This window comes from Holdemanella sp. MSK.7.32 (genome assembly GCF_024460475.1).
Taxonomy (GTDB): Bacteria; Bacillota_I; Bacilli_A; order Erysipelotrichales; family Erysipelotrichaceae; genus Holdemanella.
In genome coordinates this window covers 15,068-34,526 of record NZ_JANFYN010000015.1, presented here as the reverse complement: position 1 = coordinate 34,526, position 19,459 = coordinate 15,068, and the positions used below count along the sequence as shown (strand labels likewise).

Sequence of the window (19,459 nt, the reverse complement as noted above, 5' to 3'; positions counted from 1 at the left end):
TCCTCTATACCGGTATAAACAAGACTTTATTATATCCACCACAAATCATGCCTAATGTAGCACTTTCTGCATTGGATAAATCATATTCCTTGATCATAACTTCTTTACATTCTTTGGCATCTAAAATAGCCTGATATTCGACTTTTCCTCCGCCAATCGTATCAATGACTCCATCTTTATGCACTAACATCATACTGCCGACCCCCCTTGGTGCTGACCCCTTTTTATCAATAATGATACATAAAGTTCCATGAACATTGGATTCTAATAATTCTTTCGAAACACTCGAACTAAACTTTGCGTTTTTTATTTCAATAAGCTCCGCTAAAATACTGATTGATATCTCAGCAGGCGTCTGTGCCTTAATATCTAAGCCAATGGGAGCATGCACATTCGATACTTCTTCCTTAGAATATCCTTCTTCAATCAAAGCATCAAAGGTCTTTTTTACTTTTCCCTTGCTTCCAATCATACCCAAATATAAATGTGGTTTACGAATCGTCTTTTCTAGACAAAGACGATCATCTTTATGCCCTCTTGTCACTATCACATAACAAGCATTCTCTTCATCTGGCAATACAGAATCCATTTGATCATAATCGATACAATGAATTTCATTTGCGGTTGGAAAACATTCCCGATTCGCAAATTCTTTACGATTGTCAATCACAATCGTATACAACTCTAATATACTAGCCATTTTAGCTAAATATTGACTGACATGTCCACAGCCTAAAATCACAAGCTTAGGCTGCATATTAAACCATTCCTTTTGGATGATATTCACATCGACATTTTCTTCTAATAAAACTCTTACACAACGCGTATACAAATCCATAGCCCCGTTCACATGAATCTTTACAGGTTTATTTAGTTTCTTTAAATAAGCACGTATTAAATCTTGCATAATTCTAGGTGTTACAAGTTCATTCGGATCTAAATTTGCAAGTTTGTAACGATGTACCACATCTTTTACTGGTTGATTTAATCCATTTAGATTTGAAATCAACACAACCTCATCCGTATCTGAATCAAGAACTGGTTCATTCATATTTGGATATTTTAAAGGTAAATGCTTAGAACCATCTGCCTCAATCAGTATCACATCCACCACTTGTTTTAATTGATTAAACAACTCTTCATCTAACGTCTCAATTTTCAAGTCACCACACCGATTTCCCGCATGACAATATCCATATGTTTCAATTCTTTGCATTATTTCATCATAACCAGGATCTACCAATGTATCTTCTTCAATCAACATATGCGTCGTTGTACACATTAAAACGGTTTTATTCATAGAAACATATTTATCTTTTAACTCACGGATATACGTTGTTTTTCCACCTGAACCAATTACACTAATGATCATTTGAAATCTCCTGAATTGCACGTACCACAAAATCCACATCTTCTACTGTATTTTGAAAAGATACAGATAAACGTACAATTCCCTGTTCTTCTGTTTTTAAATGTTTATGCATTAATGGAGCACAATGCGCTCCACAACGTGTCACAATACCATACTTATAATTCAATAAATCGCTCACATAAGCACTATCTTTACCTGGGATATTCAAAGCCACAATAGGCGTAGAATTTTCTAAAGATGAATAAAACTCTACATACCCCGTTAAACCTTCATATAATTTTTGAAGTAAAAAGTATTCCTTTTCGATAATCGCTTTTTGATGTGATAAAACATATTGAACCCCTGCATTTAAAGCCGCAATCCCTGCAAAATTCTGTGTCCCCGCCTCTAAATGTTCTGGATACGCCTCTGGCATTTGTGGATTAAAAGAATCGATGCCCGTTCCACCAGAAATCAGTGGCTTTACTTCAATGTCCTTTACGCAAAAACCACCAATACCACCAATCCCTAATAGACCTTTATGGCCACTAAAACATAAAACATCTATATTTTCCATAGATACTGATATATGACCTGCACTTTGAGCCGCATCCACCATAAAAAGAATGCCACATTCTTTACAATACTTTCCAATAGAATCCACATCAAAAATTTCACCTGTCACATTTGAACTGTGTGTCACGATAACCATTCGAGTATTTTTTTGAATATGACATTTAATATCCTCTAAATAAGGAGCACATATCGTTAATGTGATTATTCCCTTTTCTTCTAACTCATATAAAGGACGAAGCACACTATTGTGCTCCGCATACGTAGTGATCACATGATCATTTTCTTTTAAGATTCCTTTAATGCAAGTATTTAAACTCTCGGTATTTCCACCATTTAAAATAACACGGTGAAAATCAGAGAGTCCAAAAAACTGTGCAATATTTCTTCTTGCCGCAAAAATCAAACGTGAAGAATCCATATTTGAACTACGATTTGCATTGCCTGCCACATCTAATGCATCCATAACCGCTTGTTTGACTACATCTAGTTTTGGAAAGCTAGTCGCAGCCTGATCAAGATAAACCATGCAGTATCGCCTCCAAAACACCTCCACCAATACAACGTGCCTTGTCAGAAATTGTAAAACAATTCTGATATTCATCCACTCTAGGATCAATATCTGCCATTTTAAATCCAGATGTTACATTGTACCCATCCTGAATCAATCCTCTAAGTAAGCCTGACATGCTCGCATACACTGGTGTTTTATCGATATACGCAATAATTTCTCCTTTTTCAACGATATCTGTAATCTTTTTGACATTGTGACAAACACCTGCACAAGGAGAATGAATCACTCTTTCTTTAGAATATCCCTTAATATTTCCAGGAACACCCGTATTTGGCAAAGCATGTCCCTGGTAGATCAGTCTTCCTAGATTATGTCCACGCATCGTTTCCACAACCACATGCACATCTTTGCCTGCACAAAAACCAGGACCTAAACCAATTGTGATAGGTGCCATATCTATTGTCGTACCTAAATTCTTCTTGGCAAGAATCGCATCCACCAAGGCAATATGTTCTATTTTAGAAATCATTTCACCATTTGGATCTACCATCATTGCGACTTGATTTTTAGCCATCACTGCTTTAGCTTCTTCTATCGTTGAAACTAAAACACACATCATATCTTCAACCGTAAATTTTCCTTCATACACAGCCTGACAAAAGGCAACATTTCTTCGTATTGCGCTTGGTTTTTCAACTTCTAGCACCAATACTTGAAATCCACTTTTTACAAGTTTATATATTGTCCCTGTCGCTATGTCTCCTCCACCACGCACAATAACACATTTATTCATAATCCTTATGGCTTGATAATTTTATCAGCCTTCTCCATTCTTTCTACAATATCATACATATTTGTGACTGAACCCACCTGAAGTTCTTCTTTTAAATGGAAGAAATCCAAGCAAGTTCCACAACTTACAATTTCTACTCCATTATCCGCTAAATATTTTAAATCTTCTAAAGTTTCACTCTTTGTCGTTGTGATTTTTACACCCTCATTATAGAAAATCATTTCATCTGGCAAAACATCTTGTTTTGTCAAAGAGAAAATAAATGATTTCATTAAAATCGCACCTAAATCCGGATCTGAACCCATCACATTACTTGCGCACACAACAACCATTTTAGGCTTAGCCAAGCTGCAGTCCGCATATGTGTATTCCACTTCAAAATCTGCTTCTTCATCACCCTTTGAAATTTCAACAATATAATCCTTACCCTCTTTTTTAGAATTTACCGTATAATTTTTTACTTTCGCAAACTTCGTTAAGTTTTCAACCGCAATCTCATTATCCACAATTGTTGAAACTACATTTTCTTCTTTTAAAGCTTCCTTTGTCTTTACAACTGGAAGTGGACACTCTAAGCCTCTACAATCTAAAGTTTTCATATCTTCCTACCTCTTACATATACATTATATTCATTTTTCTCAATGACTTCACCCACAACATACAATTCAAGATTATTTTCCTTAAAATCTTTCTCTAGCATTTCTAAATCCGCTTTAGATACACTAGCTAATAAGCCACCACTCGTTTGTGGGTCAAACAAGATTTCTTCTGTAAAGAAATCACAATCAAAACTAATCTTACCCTCTACACTATTGCGATTGGTCTGGGCAGCACCGCTTAAATAAAATTCTTCGACATACTTTTGACAGTCATCAAAATATGGAATCGAATCCTTATAAATCACTGCACTATTTTTTTCGTCTAGCATCTCATTTAAATGCACCAATAAGCCAAAACCTGTTACATCGGTTAGAGCATGCACATCATATTTTTTTAAAACATCACAAGCATACTTGTTTAATGTAGTCATACTTTTAAAGACTCTTTCCTGCATTTCTTTAGAACAATCATCCATACGCAACGCATTTAAAGTCAAACCAACACCTAAAGGCTTCGTCAAAATCAAGACATCCCCACATTGCGTGCCATTATTTTTCTTTACGTCTTTTGGATTTACCAAACCCGTCACACTCAAACCATATTTAATTGAATCATCACGAATGGAATGCCCTCCAGCTAGTGCACACTCAGCTTCAACCAGCTTAGAATTTCCTCCTTCAATGATTTTACCTAAAATATTCAAATCCTCATTGTCTGGAAAACACACAATATTTAAAGCTGTTTTAGGCGTACCATTCATCGCATAAATATCACTGAGTGCATTTGTTGCTGCAATCTGACCATACAAATATGGATCTTCTACCATAGGTGGAAAGAAATCCAAAGTAGATACAAACGCATAATTCTCATCGATTTGATAAACTGCCGCATCATCCCTTGAATCAAATCCAACCAAAACATGACTGTCTTTATAAGAATCAATTTTTTCTAGAATGTGACTCAATTTCTTTGCGCCCAATTTAGCACTACATCCACCACTCTTACAATATATTTTTTCATTCATCAAAAATTCACCCTTACTATATCCTCATACAAAACATCTTGTTCTTCTAAAAAGAGTTTCCACTTTTCCTCATCTAGATCCTTCGACATAAAACACATGCCACATCCTGCCTTAACACAACTTGGAACAGGTATCATACGCCCGTTTTTTGTCTTAGACTCCAAATATAGAACATCTTGAATACTTTTAAAAGTAATAATCAATACTTCCTCTTTATTCATTTTCAAATACTTCCTTAAATACTTGTTCGGAATACATTTCTATTTTTTCTTGAAACAATTTATATTTACGTACCAATTCTTTTCCTTCTAAAGTCAATTGCGAGCCTCCACCAAGACTTCCACCACTCGTCGTATGAACCAGTTCATAACCCAAATCTTCTTGAGCTCTTTTGATGATTTTCCAAGCCTTTGAATTTGACATTCCCATTTCTTTATAAGCCTTTGATAGAGAACCATACTTATCGCATAATTCCAATAGTTCTACAACGCCCTTGCCAAAATTTGGTTCATTATTACCAATTTGAATTTTTAGTTTATATCTCATTTTCCAAATCCACAATTTGGATATGTGCAAATATCACATCCTAAGCACAATCCACCTTCACCTAAATCACACAATTCTTCATATGTCACTACATCTTTGGCAAGTAAACGACAAAGTACTAAATCAAATACCGTTCTTTTGGCATACATAACACATCCGGGAAGACCAACAATTGGGACTTCTCCTTTATAAGAAAGTAAAAACATAGCACCAGGAAGAACTGGAGAACCATAGCTAATTATATTGGCACCTGTGTTCTTGATTGCGAGTGGCGTTTTATCATCTGGATCCACACTCATTCCACCTGTACAAAGTACAATATCTACCCCTTGTGTCAATGCTTCATTGATTTTTTCTGTCACCATTTTATCGTCATCATCACAAATCGCATGATACACCATTTCACAACCAAACTCAGCCAATTTAGCTTGAATAACTGGTGTAAATGTATCTTGAATTCTTCCTTTATACACTTCACTTCCTGTTGTGATCACAGCCGCTTTCTTTAATACAAACGGCTTAATTTCAAGAATAGGAGATGTGATGAGCGATCTAACTTTATCCATCTTTTCCTTTTCAATCACCAAAGGAATAATACGCATACCCGCAAGTTTATCACCCGGATTTACTACTGTGTTTCCATGTCTTGTTGCGATCATCATCTGTCCAAATGAATTTACTGTAAACAAAGCCTTACGATCTACTTTCAACAACCCGTGAATCTCACTTTTTAATTCGATTTTTCCTTCTTTGATTTCACCATAAGACATGTATTCATTTTTACACATATCTAGTAAAACTATAGCTGCATCATTTTCATGCATCATGCTCTCGTCATTTTCCCAAACATATAAATGTTCTTTTCCAACTGACAACAATAAAGGAATATCTTCTTCTGTCACAATATGACCCTTACGAAAAAGGGCATCTTTTGTGACACCCTTAATGATTTGCGTTATATCATGACAAAGTACATGCCCTACGGCATCCTGTGTCTTGATTAATTTCATCTTATTCTCCTTTTTTAAATCCGTATTTTTTGAATACTTTTAAAGCTTTATCGCTCTTTAAGAATTCAATCAATGAATTGGCTTCATCTTTATGCTTTGTACTCGATACACGACCAACTGGATATAGTACTGGTGTAGCTAATAATGAATTATCGCACTCTGCCACTACCTCTACTTTATCACTACTCGCAGCATCTGTCGCGTAAACTAAACCAATTTCTGCATTTTGTGTTTCAACTTGAGACAATACTTCCGTTACATTTCCCGCTAAGCTTAAACGATTTTGAATAGAATCCCATACCCCTAAATTTGTCAAAGCTTCCTTTGCGTAGCTTCCTGCAGGAACTACTTCTGGATCTCCAATCGCTACGATTGAAGCATCGCTAATATTGTCAAAACCAGTGACTGTTGTAGTGCTGTCTTTTCCTTTGATCAATACCAATTTATTCTCTAGTACATTTGAAATTGAATCCGCATCTACTAAATCTTCATCTTTTAATGCATCCATCTGTGTTGTAGCTGCACTAAAAAATACGTCGGTATCTAATCCTTTTTCAATTTGAAACTGTAATTTTCCACTACTATCATAAACACCTTCAATCGTTACATTTGGATACTCTTTTTCAAACATTGGAATCAATTCATCTTCAAATGCGTTTTCCAAACTTGCGGCTGCCGCAATTGTAAGTTTTACTTGTTCTTTTGGTTCGTTTGAACTACACCCAAACAAACTTGTGGCCATGACTCCAGCCAATAAAACACTTAAACCGTTTTTCATACGATCTCTCCTTGTTTAATTTTATATTTAAAATCACACAACTCATTTACTTCCTCCTTATTGTGTGATACAAAAATAACCGGTTTTGAAATTTGAAGCTCACTTTTAAGTTCCCTTAATAAATCTTCCTTTAAATCTTCATCTAAAGCATTAAATGGTTCATCCAATAAAAGAACATCTGGTTCGTAAGCCATCAAACGAGCCAATGCCACCCTTTGTCTTTGTCCACCCGATAATTGTTTGGGATATCTTGAAGCAAGTTCACTAATTTGAAATTGTTTCATCACTTTTTGAACCACAATATCCACATCTTTTACTTTTCTAGCCCTTAATCCCACACTAATATTTTCATATACATTCATATTGGGAAATAGAGCATAGCTTTGAAACATATAGCCCACATTTCGTTTTTGAATCGGTACATTTATTTTCTTTTCTGAATCAAATAAAATACGATCATTTAATACAATCCGTCCTTGATCTGGCGTTTCAATTCCAGCTATACATTTTAATGTCATACTTTTACCGGATCCTGAAGCTCCCATAAGCCCTAAAATATTGTCGTTCACTTGAAATGAAACGTCTAAATCAAATTCTGCAAGCTTCTTATATATTTGTACTTCCAACATTTAGAAACTCCTTTTCTTTCGAACATACAATTGATATAGATTCAACAAAATCACAGCTATAAAACAAATGCCAATGATCACCCACACATAAAAGGCAGCTGATTCCATATCTCCACTCATCACTTCACTATATACAGCTACAGGAAGTGTTCTTGTCTTTCCAATGATGTTTCCTGCAAGCATCGCCGTTGCACCAAACTCACCTAAGCCACGCGCAAACGCAAGGACACCACCACTAATAATTCCTGGTAAAGCATTGGGAATCAATACTTTCAAGAAGATGTTCCATTCGCTCATTCCTAAAGTTCTTGCGGCATACACTAAATCCGTATCCACTTGATCAAAGGCACCCCTGGCATTTCGATACATGAGTGGAAATGAAATAACCACCGCTGCGATCACAGTCGCACTAAAGCTAAATGCGATGCGAATGCCAAATGCACTCATAAAAAATTTTCCTATAGGTTGATTTACGCCAAAGATCATCAACAAGAAAAATCCAGCTACTGTAGGTGGTAAAACCATAGGCAAAGTAAAGATTCCGTCAAAGACCATTTTCAAAGCTTCGCTCTTTCTTGAATCAATCCACCATGCCGCCAGTAAACCAAGAATAAATATGATTACTATTGTGATACTTGCCGTTTTTAAAGATATCCAGATTGGAGTTAAATCCAAATTACTTCCTTGCGCACTCACTCGCTTCACCCTTCATAATTTCTAAACCATGTTTTAATGGTCCTAAAATAATATCTAGACTTTCCTTTACTGCCTTAGGACTTCCTGGCAAGTTAATAATCAAAGTCTGATTTCTTAATACACTTGCACCACGAGACAACATGGCCTTATTTGTATATTTCATCGATTCATAGCGCAATGCTTCACTAATACCTGGAACATTTCTTGTCATAACTTTCATTGTGGCTTCTGGCGTCACATCACGAATACTAAGTCCGGTACCTCCGGTTGTAAGAATCAAATCATTTTGGCAACGATCACTTAAATTGATGAGTTGCGAAACAATTTCATTTTCATCATCCGCAATCACTGTCACACTTGTCACATTGTATCCATGTTCTGTCATGATCTTTTCAATTAATGGACCACTCTCATCTTTTCTGTGTCCAGTACTTGCCTTATCACTTAATGTCAATACGGCTACACGCATTCTAGAATCTTTATTTTCAATGACTTCAACGGTATCTCCAACGCAAATATGTCCACCATGTATTACACGCGTAAATACTCCTAGATGAGGCATAATACATTGCCCAACTTGATGATAGATTGCACAATGCGAATGACAGCTTTTGCCTATTTGCGTCAGTTCTAGTAATACATCGCCAATCTTAAATTGTGTTCCTACTGGATAACTTGTGAATTCAATACCTGATACAAGTAAGTTCTCGCCAAAGGCACCATCCTCCACATCAGCTCCTTTAGCCTTAAATTCTTCACGCTTTTCATAAGATAATAAAGAAACTTGGCGATGCCATTTACCCGCATGCGCATCATTTTCTAATCCATGATTCTCAATAATATCAATATCTTGAACCGGATGTTTTTCTGTTCCTTTTTGTTCACTAATACAAATAGCTTTAATTATTCCTTCCATACAAAATCTCCACTTTTTCCACCTGATTTAGAAACCAAATGTACATTTTTGATTTCCATATCTTTACTTACAGCTTTACACATGTCATAAATTGTCAGAAGACAAACATTTACACCTGTCAAAGCTTCCATTTCTACACCCGTTTTCCCATTACACTTCACGGTACAGTAGGCATAGATCAAACAATTTGCTCTATCAACATCAAAATCAATATTCACCTTATTAATCATTAAAGGATGACATAAAGGAATTAACTCACTCGTCTTTTTTACACCCATAATTCCGGCAATACGAGCTACACCTAATACATCTCCTTTTTTCATGTTGCTCTGCTCAATTTTATTTAGAATTTCTTCATTTACCAATATACTTCCAACCGCACAAGCACTTCTTGAAGTAACATCCTTTTCACTTACATCCACCATGCGTGCATTTCCATGTTCATCAAAATGTGTTAATTCCATTTTAACCTCCAATTTCATTCATCACCGTCGACGAATGTTCTTCTTCAAAATGATGTTCCTTAGGCTTCTTGAATATCCACTCTTTCATCACTTTTTCTAGTTCTTCCAAATCATTTAGATAAGGTTTTAAATCCACTCCATCACTATGGAATAAACATAATTTCAATCGTCCTACACTACTTAAGCGTACACGATTGCATTCACTACAAAACTTATTATGCAACGCTTCAATAAAACCAATATATCCCTGAAACTCTGGTATTGTATAATAATGGGCTGGTCCATTACCAAGCTTATGATCATATACATTTAATATGTAATTCTTTTGCACATATTCAATCAGCTCATTCATTTTAGTGTTTCGATCACTATATTTTAGTGGCATCAATTCAATGTATCGCAACGCAATCTTTTTATCTTTGATGAGTTCTAACATAGATTCAAACCGAGAAAGCGAAAATAGATTGTCCACAACACAATTCACTTTCACAAAGATTCCAATCTGATAGGCATATTCTAGATTTGAAAGAACCTTCTTCAAATTGTTCTTTTTACATATCTTTAAATATTCAGATTCATCGAGTGTATCAATTGAAAAGTTAATACAATCAAGCCCTATTTTTTTTAGTTCATCTAAATCTGTAAAAGAAAATAAACTTCCATTGGTTGTGAGAGTTACTTGTTCAACTCCATCCAATTCTTTTAACCTACGAATGAAGTCAATATAGCCTTTACGAAGTGTGGGTTCTCCACCCGTGATTTTAAATCGAGTGATTCCTAAAGTAATGGCACATCTACAAATATCTAAAAGTTGTTCATACGTCAATATATCTGAATGACAAAGATGTTTTGAAATGTCTGGCTTGCAGTAGTAACAAGCATAGTTACATCTGTCAGTTAATGAGATTCGCATATAATTTATATTTCGACCAAATGAATCTTGCATAAAATCCTTTCCGTTATTCTCGAGTGAGAATAACCAACTGATTCAAGTTTATCATTGAATTCACATTTTATCTACTTTAAAATGAAATTATGAAACGATGTACGTGGTGTAATCTAAACAATCCAAAATATATTGAATATCATGATTATGAATGGGGAAAACTGAATACAGATGAAAAATATCTATTTGAAATGTTGATACTTGAATCTTTTCAGGCAGGTCTTAGTTGGCAGTGTGTTCTAAATAAAAGAGAAGCTTTTAAAGAGGCTTATGAAGACTTTGACATTGATAAAGTGATTGAATTTGATGAAGAAAAAGTAGAACAATTAAGAAACAATCCTAATATCATTCGTAACAAATTAAAGATCAAAGCGAGTATTTCAAATGCGAAGATTTTTAAATCCATTCAAGAAGAGTATCAAACTTTTTATAATTATTTATGTACTTTTACACATGGAAAGATTATTTATGAAACAGGAAAAACTACATCGACTCTTTCAGATTCCATATCAAATGATTTAAAAAAAAGAGGCATGAAGTTTGTAGGAAGTACCATTATATACTCCTATCTTCAAGCCATCGGTGTGATTTATTCTCACGAAAAAGATTGTTTCTTATACAAAGACTAATCCCATGTTTTCCAAACATTTGGTTCGTAGCCTACTGTCGCCAATTTGCCGTTACGCACGATTGGCGTTTTTAATATGTGCTGATTGAGATACACTTTATCTTCTTTATTCGCCAAGTAATTCAACATTGTCAATAATTCTTTATCCTTAGCCTTTGGATCGATCATGGAATCAATGCCAACTTGTCTAAGCACACTCTCAAATTCTTTCTTACTCATTTCTTTTTCGTCTAAATTAATAAACTGAAACTTAATATTTCTTTCTTTAAAATAGCGTTGTGCTTTCTTTGTATCAAAGCATTTGTTTTTCCCAAAAATCTGTATATTCATCGCATTAACCTCTCTACCCTTTTTTGTACTTCATCATATAGTGCCTCAATCTCAAATCCCACATGAAAGTGTCCATCTTCATATAGAATTTTACCATTGACCATAGTACATTTTACATTGGATTTAGATCCACTGTATACAATATTTTTTGCGACATTGTTAATTGGCTGCATATTCGGTTGATGTAGATCTAAAATAATTAAATCTGCCAACTTTCCAACTTCTAAGACACCACAATTTAAATGTAAAGCTTTCGCCGCATTCACCGTTGCCATTTTCAACACTTCATAAGCATCAACTGCAGAAGCATCCTTCTCTTTATATTTAGCTAGTCCTGTCACTAAAAACATCTCTCTAAACATATCCAGACAATTATTACTGGCTGGCCCATCCGTTCCTAAACATACATTGATATTTCGTTGAAGCATCGATTGGATTGGAGCTATACCACTAGCTAGTTTTAGATTGGATGCTGGATTTGTGATGACATTCAAATGTTTTTCGGCGAATAAATCTAAATCATGCGCGCTCATATGTACGCAATGAAAGGCTCCACCACCATAGTCATATACACCTAGATCACATAAGTATTCAACAGGACTGCGTCCCGTCTTTTCTTTGCATGTATTAACTTCATATTCTGTTTCACTTAAATGTGTATAAACTGGCGCTTTATATTTATGAGATAATGCTGCAACTTGTTGAATTTTTTCTTTTGAATTGGTATATTCATGACTAAAACCTAGTATATAAGAAATCAAACTATTTTTTTGATTGTATGCATTGAAGCAACGTTCTACATCTTCTACAGATAGACAAAAATCATTAACCGCACCACATAATACCGTTCGATAATTCATATCAAGACTTGCATGTACAATTGCTTCAGGATTTAAATACATGTCAAAATTTGTAGTGATTCCACTCGTTAGATATTCTAATATCGCAAGTTTTGAAAAGAAATAAATATCTTCTTGTGTTAGTTTTTCCTCAATCGGAAATACCTTTTCATTTAGCCATTGCTGCAAAGGCATATCATCGGCCATTGATCTTAAAAAAGTCATTCCAGAATGAGTATGCGCATTAATAAATCCTGGCATAATTAGATTCTGGTGTACATCTATTTCTCGGTCAAAACAAAAAGTAGAAGTTTTCACTTTTCCTACATATATAATCTTATTATCTTCTATCCAGACTTCCCCTGAAAAAACATCAAAATCCTTCATTGTCAGTATACGTGCATTATAAAAACGAGTACGCATAGGCATTCCTTCTTTCTGATTTAATCATCCCACAAATGGAATCAAAAAAAAAGAAATAACTTTTGATTATTTCTTCTTAAAAATCGATTTTATTAATTCGATAATCGCAACCACAAGCAGGAATATAAAGGACATCGCAAAATAGCCGACCAAGCCTGCCAAAATATCATTGAAGTCCATTTCGCCTGTATGCGAATACCATTGGCCTATTTCAATCGCAAATGTGATGACTACAAGTACAGTAAATACATAGAACCAACTAATTAAAACAGTTAAATTCTTTTTAGCCATCCACTTAAATAGTGGATAAATCACAAGAAGCATTCCGATACCCAACAAGCCAATAATCAAGAAGTGAAGTTGCTTATCAGATAATTGTGCTTCAAATGAGTCATTCATACTCAAGAAATAGGTATGTGTCTTATAGATGATGTCAATCAATAAGTCGACAATCTTTTTTAAAGTTGAAGTACTATCTGTCATGCGAGCATTATACATGATATCGTTCGATATTTCAAATTCCGAAAAATTATACTATTATTGTGTTAAGGAGAATTTTTTATTATGAAATACGATTTTACAACTCTTTTAAATCGAAAAGGACACGATGCCCTTGCCCTTGATGTTCTACCTATTAAAGATGTAGAGGTAGATCCAAACTTTTCTACAATCCCTATGTGGGTTGCAGATATGAACTATCCTGTTTTTGAAAATATTCAAAAACAAATGATTGAAAGAATCAACGAGCCTCACTTTGGATATTTTGAAATGCCAGAAGATTACTATAAAGCCATTCAATTCTGGCAAAAAGAAACACATGGCATAGATGTGGAAAAAGAGGCTATCGGATATGAAAATGGTGTTCTTGGTATTTTATCCAGTGCACTTGAGGCTTTTAGTGCTAGTGGCGAACCCATTTTAGTGCAGTCACCATGTTATATTGGGTTTATTCACACATTGAATAATTTAGGAAGAAAAATTATTGATAGTCCGTTAAAGAAAGAAGATAACTGGGCTATGGATTATGAAGATATTGAAAAGAAGATTATCAAACATAATATCCATTTTGCGATTTTCTGTTCCCCACACAATCCAACGGGAAGAGTATGGAAAAAAGAAGAAATCCAGAAATTTATGGATATCTGTAAAAAACATGATGTTTTAGTCTTTAGCGATGAAATCTGGTCCGATCTAGTACGTAAAGAAAACACACATATTCCTACACAATCTGTAAGTGAAGATGCCAAGAAAAGGACGATTGCGGCTTATGCACCAAGTAAAACTTTCAATCTTGCTGGTTTAGTTGGCTCTTATCATATTGTATATGATAAATATCTTCGTGATCGATTAAATAAACAAGCCTCTTTATCTCACTACAATTCACCTAACATATTAAGTGTTCATGCTCTTATGGGTGCTTATTGTAAAGAGGGATTGGATTGGGTCAATGAATTAAATGAAGTCATTTCGAATAATATAGATTATGCACTTGATTTTATCCACAACAATTTCAAAGGTATTGAAGTCATTAAGCCAGAAGGAACGTATATGTTGTATCTAGATTGCACAAAGTATTTAGATACACATGATATCACGATGGATGAACTTTTAAAGAAAGGGGTTCACTATGGTGTATGTTGGCAAGATGGCCGTCCATTTATGAATCCAAATACGATTCGAATGAATTTAGCTTTACCAACAATTTTAGTGGAAGAAGCATTTTCTCGCTTAAAGAAATTTGTTTTTTAATGAAAGAAAGAGGAATCTGATTATGAAAAGTACGACAAAAAAATTAGTATCAGGTGCTCTATGCATTGCGATAGGCGTATTACTTCCAATGGCCTTTCACGTGATTCCAAATGGAGGTAGTGTATTTTTACCAATGCACATTCCTGTATTGATTTGTGGATTATTTTGTGGAGCTTTCTATGGTTTGACATGCGGAATTATTACACCATTTCTTTCAAGTATGACAACAGGAATGCCTCCAGCTATGATTTTGCCTCAAATGATGATTGAACTAGCTGTATATGGTTTAGTTACTGGTTTGTGTGAAAAACACATTAATTTAAAAAACGAAATGTCCAAATTATACATAAGTTTAATTATTGCGATGCTTGCAGGAAGAATTGTGAATGGCTTAATCAACACATTTGTACTAAGTACACAAGGCTATACACTATCTGTATTTATGACGGCAAGCTTTATCACTTGCCTTCCTGGAATCATCATTCAATTGATCATCGTTCCAATTTTAGTTCGTATCCTAAATAAAACAGTAGCCTAGGCTACTGTTTATTTCATTTCAATCAACTCGTATTCTCGATTTCCCAAACCAATCTTTTGAGCATGTTCTAAACAAGATTTCCATTCCGATTCAGGCGTAGAATTTGTGAAGTGGTCATGATGATCACAGAAATTTGGATCATGTAGATGTCTATCTAATTGGGATCCTGGCATTGGTTTTGCCTTCATACATAAATCTACACAGGCTTGATCTAAGGCAAGTGGATCAAAAGATGCTAGCATTCCAATATTTGGTAAAATTGGTAAATCATTTTCGGCATGACAATCACAGTTTGGTGAAACATCCACAATTAAAGAAATATGGAAGTTAGGACGTCCATCCACAACGGCTTTTGTGTATTCAGCCATACGCTTATTCAACAATTCATTCGCATTATAGTTATTGAAGGAGATCGCATCAAAGTTACATGCCCCTAAACAACGTCCACATCCAACACAGTTTGTTTCATTAATATGCATCTTATGTGTTGTTTCATCATATTCCAATCCATTATTCGCACATTCTTTAAAGCATTGTTTACAACCACGACATAGCTTTTCATCAACATGTGGAGTACCTGAACAATGTTGTTCTTTTTTACCTGCACGCGAACCACATCCCATACCAATATTTTTAATGGTTCCACCAAAGCCTGTTGATTCATGTCCTTTAAAGTGTGTCAAAGAAATAAAGACATCGGCATCCATAATTGCACGACCTATTTTAGCTGTTTGACAATATTCTCCACCAGCGACTGGCACTTCAATATCATCCGTTCCTTTTAGTCCATCTCCTATCAAAATTGGACATCCCACAGTTAATGGTGTAAAGCCATTTTGCCAGGCACACTCCAAATGTTCCAAAGCATTTTTTCTTGATCCTGGATACATTGTATTACAATCGGTTAAAAATGGTTTTCCCCCTAATTCTTTTACCACATCCACAATGGCACGTGCATAATTTGGGCGTAAATATGCAATGTTTCCTAATTCTCCAAAATGCATTTTGATTGCGACAAACTTTCCATCTAAATCCAAATTGGCAATTCCTGCTTTCTTAGCCAACAATTGCAGTTTTGTAGGTAGGCCCTCACCTAATTTACGGGTATGAAAATCTGTATAGTATACTTTAGATTTTTCCATCGAATATCACCTCAATTTTATTTTACATTTCCTCAAAAAATGATACAATGCAAAAAATGAAAAAAGGAAGTGTGATTATGAAAGAATTATCAAAAAGAACCAAGACATTTACGGATTCTGTAATTCGAAGAATGACTCGAATCGCAAATGAATATGATGCGATCAATCTATCGCAGGGATTCCCTGATTTTGATCCACCAAAAGAAATATTGAATCGACTAGAACAAGTTGCTCATGAAGATTATAACCAATATGCGATTACTTGGGGTGCCCAGAACTTTAGAGACGCCTTAGCTAAGAAACAATCAAAATATATGAATCTAGATTTAGATTCAAACAAGAACATCGTTGTCACTTGTGGAAGTACCGAAGCTATGATGGCAGCCATGATGAGTGTTTGTGATCCAAACGATAAAGTGATTGTTTTCTCTCCATTCTATGAAAACTATGGGGCGGATTCCATCCTCTGTGGTGCCAATCCAATCTATGTTCCTTTACATCCACCTGTATTCAACTTTGATAAAGAAGAATTAGAAAATGCGTTTAAACAAAATCCGAAAGCATTGATTTTATGCAATCCAAGTAATCCTTGCGGAAAAGTGTTCTCAAAAGAAGAATTGGAATATATCGCATGTCTTGCCGTAAAATATGATACGTATGTGATTACGGATGAAGTTTATGAACACATTGTATATGCACCATACAAACATACATATTTTGCCTCTTTACCTGGTATGTTTGAAAGAACCATTTCTTGTAGCTCCCTATCTAAAACGTATTCCATTACAGGATGGCGTTTAGGCTATTGTATTGCCCCAGAAAATATCATCGAACAAATCAAGAAAGTACATGACTTTTTAACCGTTGGTGCGGCAGCTCCACTTCAAGAAGCAGCTGTAGTAGGACTTGAATTTAGTGATGCTTATTATGATGAACTACAAAAGCTATATACACATAAGAAAGATCTATTCCTCAATGGCTTAAAAGAATTGAACATTCCGCATACAGAACCTCAAGGAGCTTACTATGTCATGGTCGATATCAGTGAGTTTGGATATGATTCTGATTTAGACTTCTGTGTAGACCTGATTAAAAACGTAGGTGTGGCGGCAGTTCCTGGATCTAGTTTCTTTAAAGAAGAGGAAAATCGCTATATTCGTTTCCACTTTGCGAAAAAAGATGAAACTTTACTTGCCGCATTAAATCGATTAAAAGATATGCGTGCAAAATTGCCTTATAAGAAAACCGTTGGGTAGTAATCCGACGGTTTTATCTTTTATCACAATTACTCACGAATTTTAAAAATGTTCAATACACATATTTAACGAAATTCACAAATGTTTATCTGTATATTTTAACGAAAATGAGAAATGTTTCATTAAAACATTTCGGTGATTCCGTTGTGACTTTCAAAAAGCCAATTTCTTCCATTAAAAGTTCACTATTTTTCCACTATATTTCCTTTATTTATCATCACATGAAAAAAAGACTCACCGAAGTGAGCCATTTATTAAAATTGAGATTTAGGATTCTTACCAAGAATAAAATCACGAATATCTGAACATAATTCATGAACATTATCTTCACCAAGATAAATCATATGTCCACTTTGGTATCCTTTCCAGAATACACGATCTTTTGGTAGTCCAGCATGATCCATTGTGTGCCATGCATATCCAAATTCAGTACATAAATCAAACCATCCATTCGCAAAGAATGCTCGCATTCCTGGTCTTCGCGTCATTGCATAACGCAGTTCTTCTGCGGTTGTACCTTTCTTTTCTTCTTTATCCCAATGCATATAATAATCAGTTCCTGGGATAAAGTTACGGTCTAATTTTACATTTAATTTTGGAAGTAGATCTCCTGTAAATGCAGCATAGAAGAATGTATCGTAACGATCGGCTGTCGCATCATCCCACAATGCCTTTTTGATTTCATCTTGTTCAGGCTCTAATAATGGACGAGTCACACGACCATCATAACGAGATACAGCATTTCCTTTTGTCTTTAATACTTCTTGACGATAGTCATCATCATCAATTTTTAAGCCATGACGAATCAAGTATTCTCTAGAAACACCTGTATAATAACTTACTTTTTCTAAGATATGTTCTTTTTCTTCTTCCGAAATGGCTTCTCCTTTATAAAGTGCAAGTACATAATCATGGTCTGCGAAAGCCTTTGCTTCTTTCACAAAGTCTTCTACGCTTTGATCGGTTGGATGATTGTGATACCAGTTTACCCCTGCATATGTTGGGAAACCCAATACACTTGTTTCAACAGGTAAGCCTTCACCAAAGTATTTACCTACAGTAACCGTATTTCCAATGAACACAATACCATCAAAGGCAATACCATAGCCTCTTTCTCTTCCCATTGTGGCAGCAATTCCAGCAGCCACCGCACTACGAGTACATCCATAACTTTCACCACATAAATATTTTGGTGACAAGCCACGATTATAGCGGCGAACCCAAGCTTCAAGAACTGTCAATAGAGCTTCTGCATCTTGTTCAATGCCAAAGAAATCTTTCTTCTTACTTTCATCAATCAATACACCATATCCGGTTCCAACAGGATCAATCAATACGATATCCGCAATATCAATCAAACAGTCTGGATTATCAATGACTTTATAAGGTCCAAAAGCACTTTCACGATCCACCTCATCATACTGCATACGACGCGTTCCTAGAAAACCTGCATGAACATACATACAACTTGATCCAGGACCTCCATTATACGCAAAGACAACAGGACGATTAGCTGTATCTTCTACATCGCTTCTAAAATAGGCATACGTAAAAATCGATGCGACTGGATTTCCATCTGGTCCATAGATGACATTGTCTTCGCAAATTGTATGATATGGAATTTCTTTTCCTGACAATGTAATTTTTCCATCCGACTCAAAACGAGCGGGTTTAAAAGTATCTGGTTTAAAGCTTTCAGTTTTATACATAATTC

The 19,459-nt window shown here is 35.1% G+C and carries 23 protein-coding genes; 4 read left to right on the top strand and 19 right to left on the bottom strand.

The genetic code is table 11. The features are described 5' to 3' along the window. Positions 1-4: 4 nt before the first annotated feature. Genes yqeC through moaA form a run of 14 tightly spaced genes read right to left on the bottom strand, consistent with a single transcriptional unit; the run spans position 5 to position 10,840 of the window. Positions 5-1,372 carry a selenium cofactor biosynthesis protein YqeC gene (gene yqeC, locus NE544_RS05200; protein WP_256268592.1) on the bottom strand — a complete coding sequence of 456 codons (1,368 nt, stop codon included), beginning with the start codon at positions 1,370-1,372 and terminating at the stop codon, positions 5-7. Then, positions 1,362-2,453 carry an aminotransferase class V-fold PLP-dependent enzyme gene (locus NE544_RS05195; RefSeq protein ID WP_256268591.1) on the bottom strand — a complete coding sequence of 364 codons (1,092 nt, stop codon included), beginning with the start codon at positions 2,451-2,453 and terminating at the stop codon, positions 1,362-1,364. Before NE544_RS05195 ends, yqeC begins: the two co-directional genes overlap by 11 nt. Beyond that, a complete protein-coding gene (gene yqeB / locus NE544_RS05190; RefSeq protein ID WP_256268590.1) occupies positions 2,440-3,231 on the bottom strand; it encodes a selenium-dependent molybdenum cofactor biosynthesis protein YqeB in 792 nt (263 codons plus the stop codon). The genes NE544_RS05195 and yqeB overlap by 14 nt, the downstream gene beginning before the upstream one ends. Positions 3,232-3,236: 5 nt before the next feature. Then, positions 3,237-3,830, bottom strand: coding sequence for a sulfurtransferase-like selenium metabolism protein YedF (yedF, locus tag NE544_RS05185; protein WP_117926159.1), 594 nt, complete (start codon positions 3,828-3,830; stop codon positions 3,237-3,239). Continuing rightward, entirely contained in the window at positions 3,827-4,855 is a 1,029-nt protein-coding gene (gene selD / locus NE544_RS05180) for a selenide, water dikinase SelD (protein WP_256268589.1), read from the bottom strand. The genes yedF and selD overlap by 4 nt, the downstream gene beginning before the upstream one ends. Next, positions 4,855-5,076: a DUF3343 domain-containing protein gene (locus tag NE544_RS05175; RefSeq protein WP_256268588.1), complete on the bottom strand. Its 222-nt coding sequence runs from the start codon at positions 5,074-5,076 to the stop codon at positions 4,855-4,857. The genes selD and NE544_RS05175 overlap by 1 nt, the downstream gene beginning before the upstream one ends. Beyond that, positions 5,069-5,401, bottom strand: a complete 333-nt coding sequence (locus NE544_RS05170; protein WP_154555506.1) for a winged helix-turn-helix domain-containing protein — start codon at positions 5,399-5,401, stop codon at positions 5,069-5,071. Before NE544_RS05170 ends, NE544_RS05175 begins: the two co-directional genes overlap by 8 nt. Continuing rightward, positions 5,398-6,411 carry a molybdopterin-binding protein gene (locus tag NE544_RS05165; protein WP_256268587.1) on the bottom strand — a complete coding sequence of 338 codons (1,014 nt, stop codon included), beginning with the start codon at positions 6,409-6,411 and terminating at the stop codon, positions 5,398-5,400. The genes NE544_RS05170 and NE544_RS05165 overlap by 4 nt, the downstream gene beginning before the upstream one ends. 1 nt (position 6,412) lies before the next feature. Further along, positions 6,413-7,189, bottom strand: coding sequence for a molybdate ABC transporter substrate-binding protein (modA, locus tag NE544_RS05160; protein ID WP_256268586.1), 777 nt, complete (start codon positions 7,187-7,189; stop codon positions 6,413-6,415). Beyond that, positions 7,186-7,818, bottom strand: coding sequence for a sulfate/molybdate ABC transporter ATP-binding protein (locus NE544_RS05155; protein ID WP_256268585.1), 633 nt, complete (start codon positions 7,816-7,818; stop codon positions 7,186-7,188). Before NE544_RS05155 ends, modA begins: the two co-directional genes overlap by 4 nt. Further along, positions 7,819-8,514, bottom strand: coding sequence for a molybdate ABC transporter permease subunit (gene modB, locus NE544_RS05150; protein WP_256268584.1), 696 nt, complete (start codon positions 8,512-8,514; stop codon positions 7,819-7,821). Continuing rightward, positions 8,495-9,430, bottom strand: a complete 936-nt coding sequence (locus NE544_RS05145; RefSeq protein ID WP_256268583.1) for an MOSC domain-containing protein — start codon at positions 9,428-9,430, stop codon at positions 8,495-8,497. The genes modB and NE544_RS05145 overlap by 20 nt, the downstream gene beginning before the upstream one ends. Continuing rightward, on the bottom strand, positions 9,418-9,894 hold the full coding sequence (gene moaC / locus NE544_RS05140; RefSeq protein ID WP_256268582.1) for a cyclic pyranopterin monophosphate synthase MoaC: 477 nt from the start codon (positions 9,892-9,894) through the stop codon (positions 9,418-9,420). The genes NE544_RS05145 and moaC overlap by 13 nt, the downstream gene beginning before the upstream one ends. Position 9,895: 1 nt before the next feature. Further along, positions 9,896-10,840 carry a GTP 3',8-cyclase MoaA gene (gene moaA / locus NE544_RS05135; RefSeq protein WP_256268581.1) on the bottom strand — a complete coding sequence of 315 codons (945 nt, stop codon included), beginning with the start codon at positions 10,838-10,840 and terminating at the stop codon, positions 9,896-9,898. A gap of 89 nt (positions 10,841-10,929) precedes the next feature. On the opposite strand from moaA, the gene NE544_RS05130 reads away from it, so the two are divergent. Further along, the gene (locus NE544_RS05130; RefSeq protein WP_118115192.1) at positions 10,930-11,469 is read left to right on the top strand and encodes a DNA-3-methyladenine glycosylase I; all 540 of its coding nucleotides are present in this window, start codon (positions 10,930-10,932) and stop codon (positions 11,467-11,469) included. Here the strand turns inward: NE544_RS05130 and NE544_RS05125 are convergent. From NE544_RS05125 to NE544_RS05115, 3 genes are all read right to left on the bottom strand, one after another. Next, complete coding sequence (locus NE544_RS05125; protein ID WP_256268580.1) at positions 11,466-11,798, bottom strand: arsenate reductase family protein; 333 nt, start codon at positions 11,796-11,798, stop codon at positions 11,466-11,468. The two genes, NE544_RS05130 and NE544_RS05125, sit on opposite strands and share 4 nt — an antisense overlap. Then, entirely contained in the window at positions 11,795-13,060 is a 1,266-nt protein-coding gene (locus tag NE544_RS05120; protein ID WP_256268579.1) for an amidohydrolase, read from the bottom strand. The genes NE544_RS05125 and NE544_RS05120 overlap by 4 nt, the downstream gene beginning before the upstream one ends. A 66-nt stretch (positions 13,061-13,126) precedes the next feature. Continuing rightward, the gene (locus NE544_RS05115) at positions 13,127-13,543 is read right to left on the bottom strand and encodes a hypothetical protein (protein WP_227992738.1); all 417 of its coding nucleotides are present in this window, start codon (positions 13,541-13,543) and stop codon (positions 13,127-13,129) included. 81 nt (positions 13,544-13,624) lie between these two features. Between NE544_RS05115 and NE544_RS05110 the strand changes: the two genes are divergently transcribed. After that, positions 13,625-14,809 carry a MalY/PatB family protein gene (locus tag NE544_RS05110; RefSeq protein ID WP_118115195.1) on the top strand — a complete coding sequence of 395 codons (1,185 nt, stop codon included), beginning with the start codon at positions 13,625-13,627 and terminating at the stop codon, positions 14,807-14,809. A 22-nt stretch (positions 14,810-14,831) separates the two neighbouring features. Further along, the gene (locus tag NE544_RS05105; protein WP_256268578.1) at positions 14,832-15,347 is read left to right on the top strand and encodes an ECF transporter S component; all 516 of its coding nucleotides are present in this window, start codon (positions 14,832-14,834) and stop codon (positions 15,345-15,347) included. A gap of 8 nt (positions 15,348-15,355) precedes the next feature. Here the strand turns inward: NE544_RS05105 and NE544_RS05100 are convergent, their stop codons facing one another. After that, positions 15,356-16,489 (bottom strand): DUF362 domain-containing protein, encoded by a 1,134-nt coding sequence (locus tag NE544_RS05100; RefSeq protein ID WP_118115196.1) that lies wholly within the window; start codon positions 16,487-16,489, stop codon positions 15,356-15,358. Between the two features lie 77 nt (positions 16,490-16,566). Between NE544_RS05100 and NE544_RS05095 the strand changes: the two genes are divergently transcribed. Beyond that, entirely contained in the window at positions 16,567-17,745 is a 1,179-nt protein-coding gene (locus NE544_RS05095; RefSeq protein ID WP_256268577.1) for a pyridoxal phosphate-dependent aminotransferase, read from the top strand. Between the two features lie 254 nt (positions 17,746-17,999). On the opposite strand, the gene NE544_RS05090 is transcribed toward NE544_RS05095, so the two are convergent. Further along, positions 18,000-19,454, bottom strand: coding sequence for a hypothetical protein (locus tag NE544_RS05090; protein WP_256268576.1), 1,455 nt, complete (start codon positions 19,452-19,454; stop codon positions 18,000-18,002). Positions 19,455-19,459: the final 5 nt, after the last annotated feature.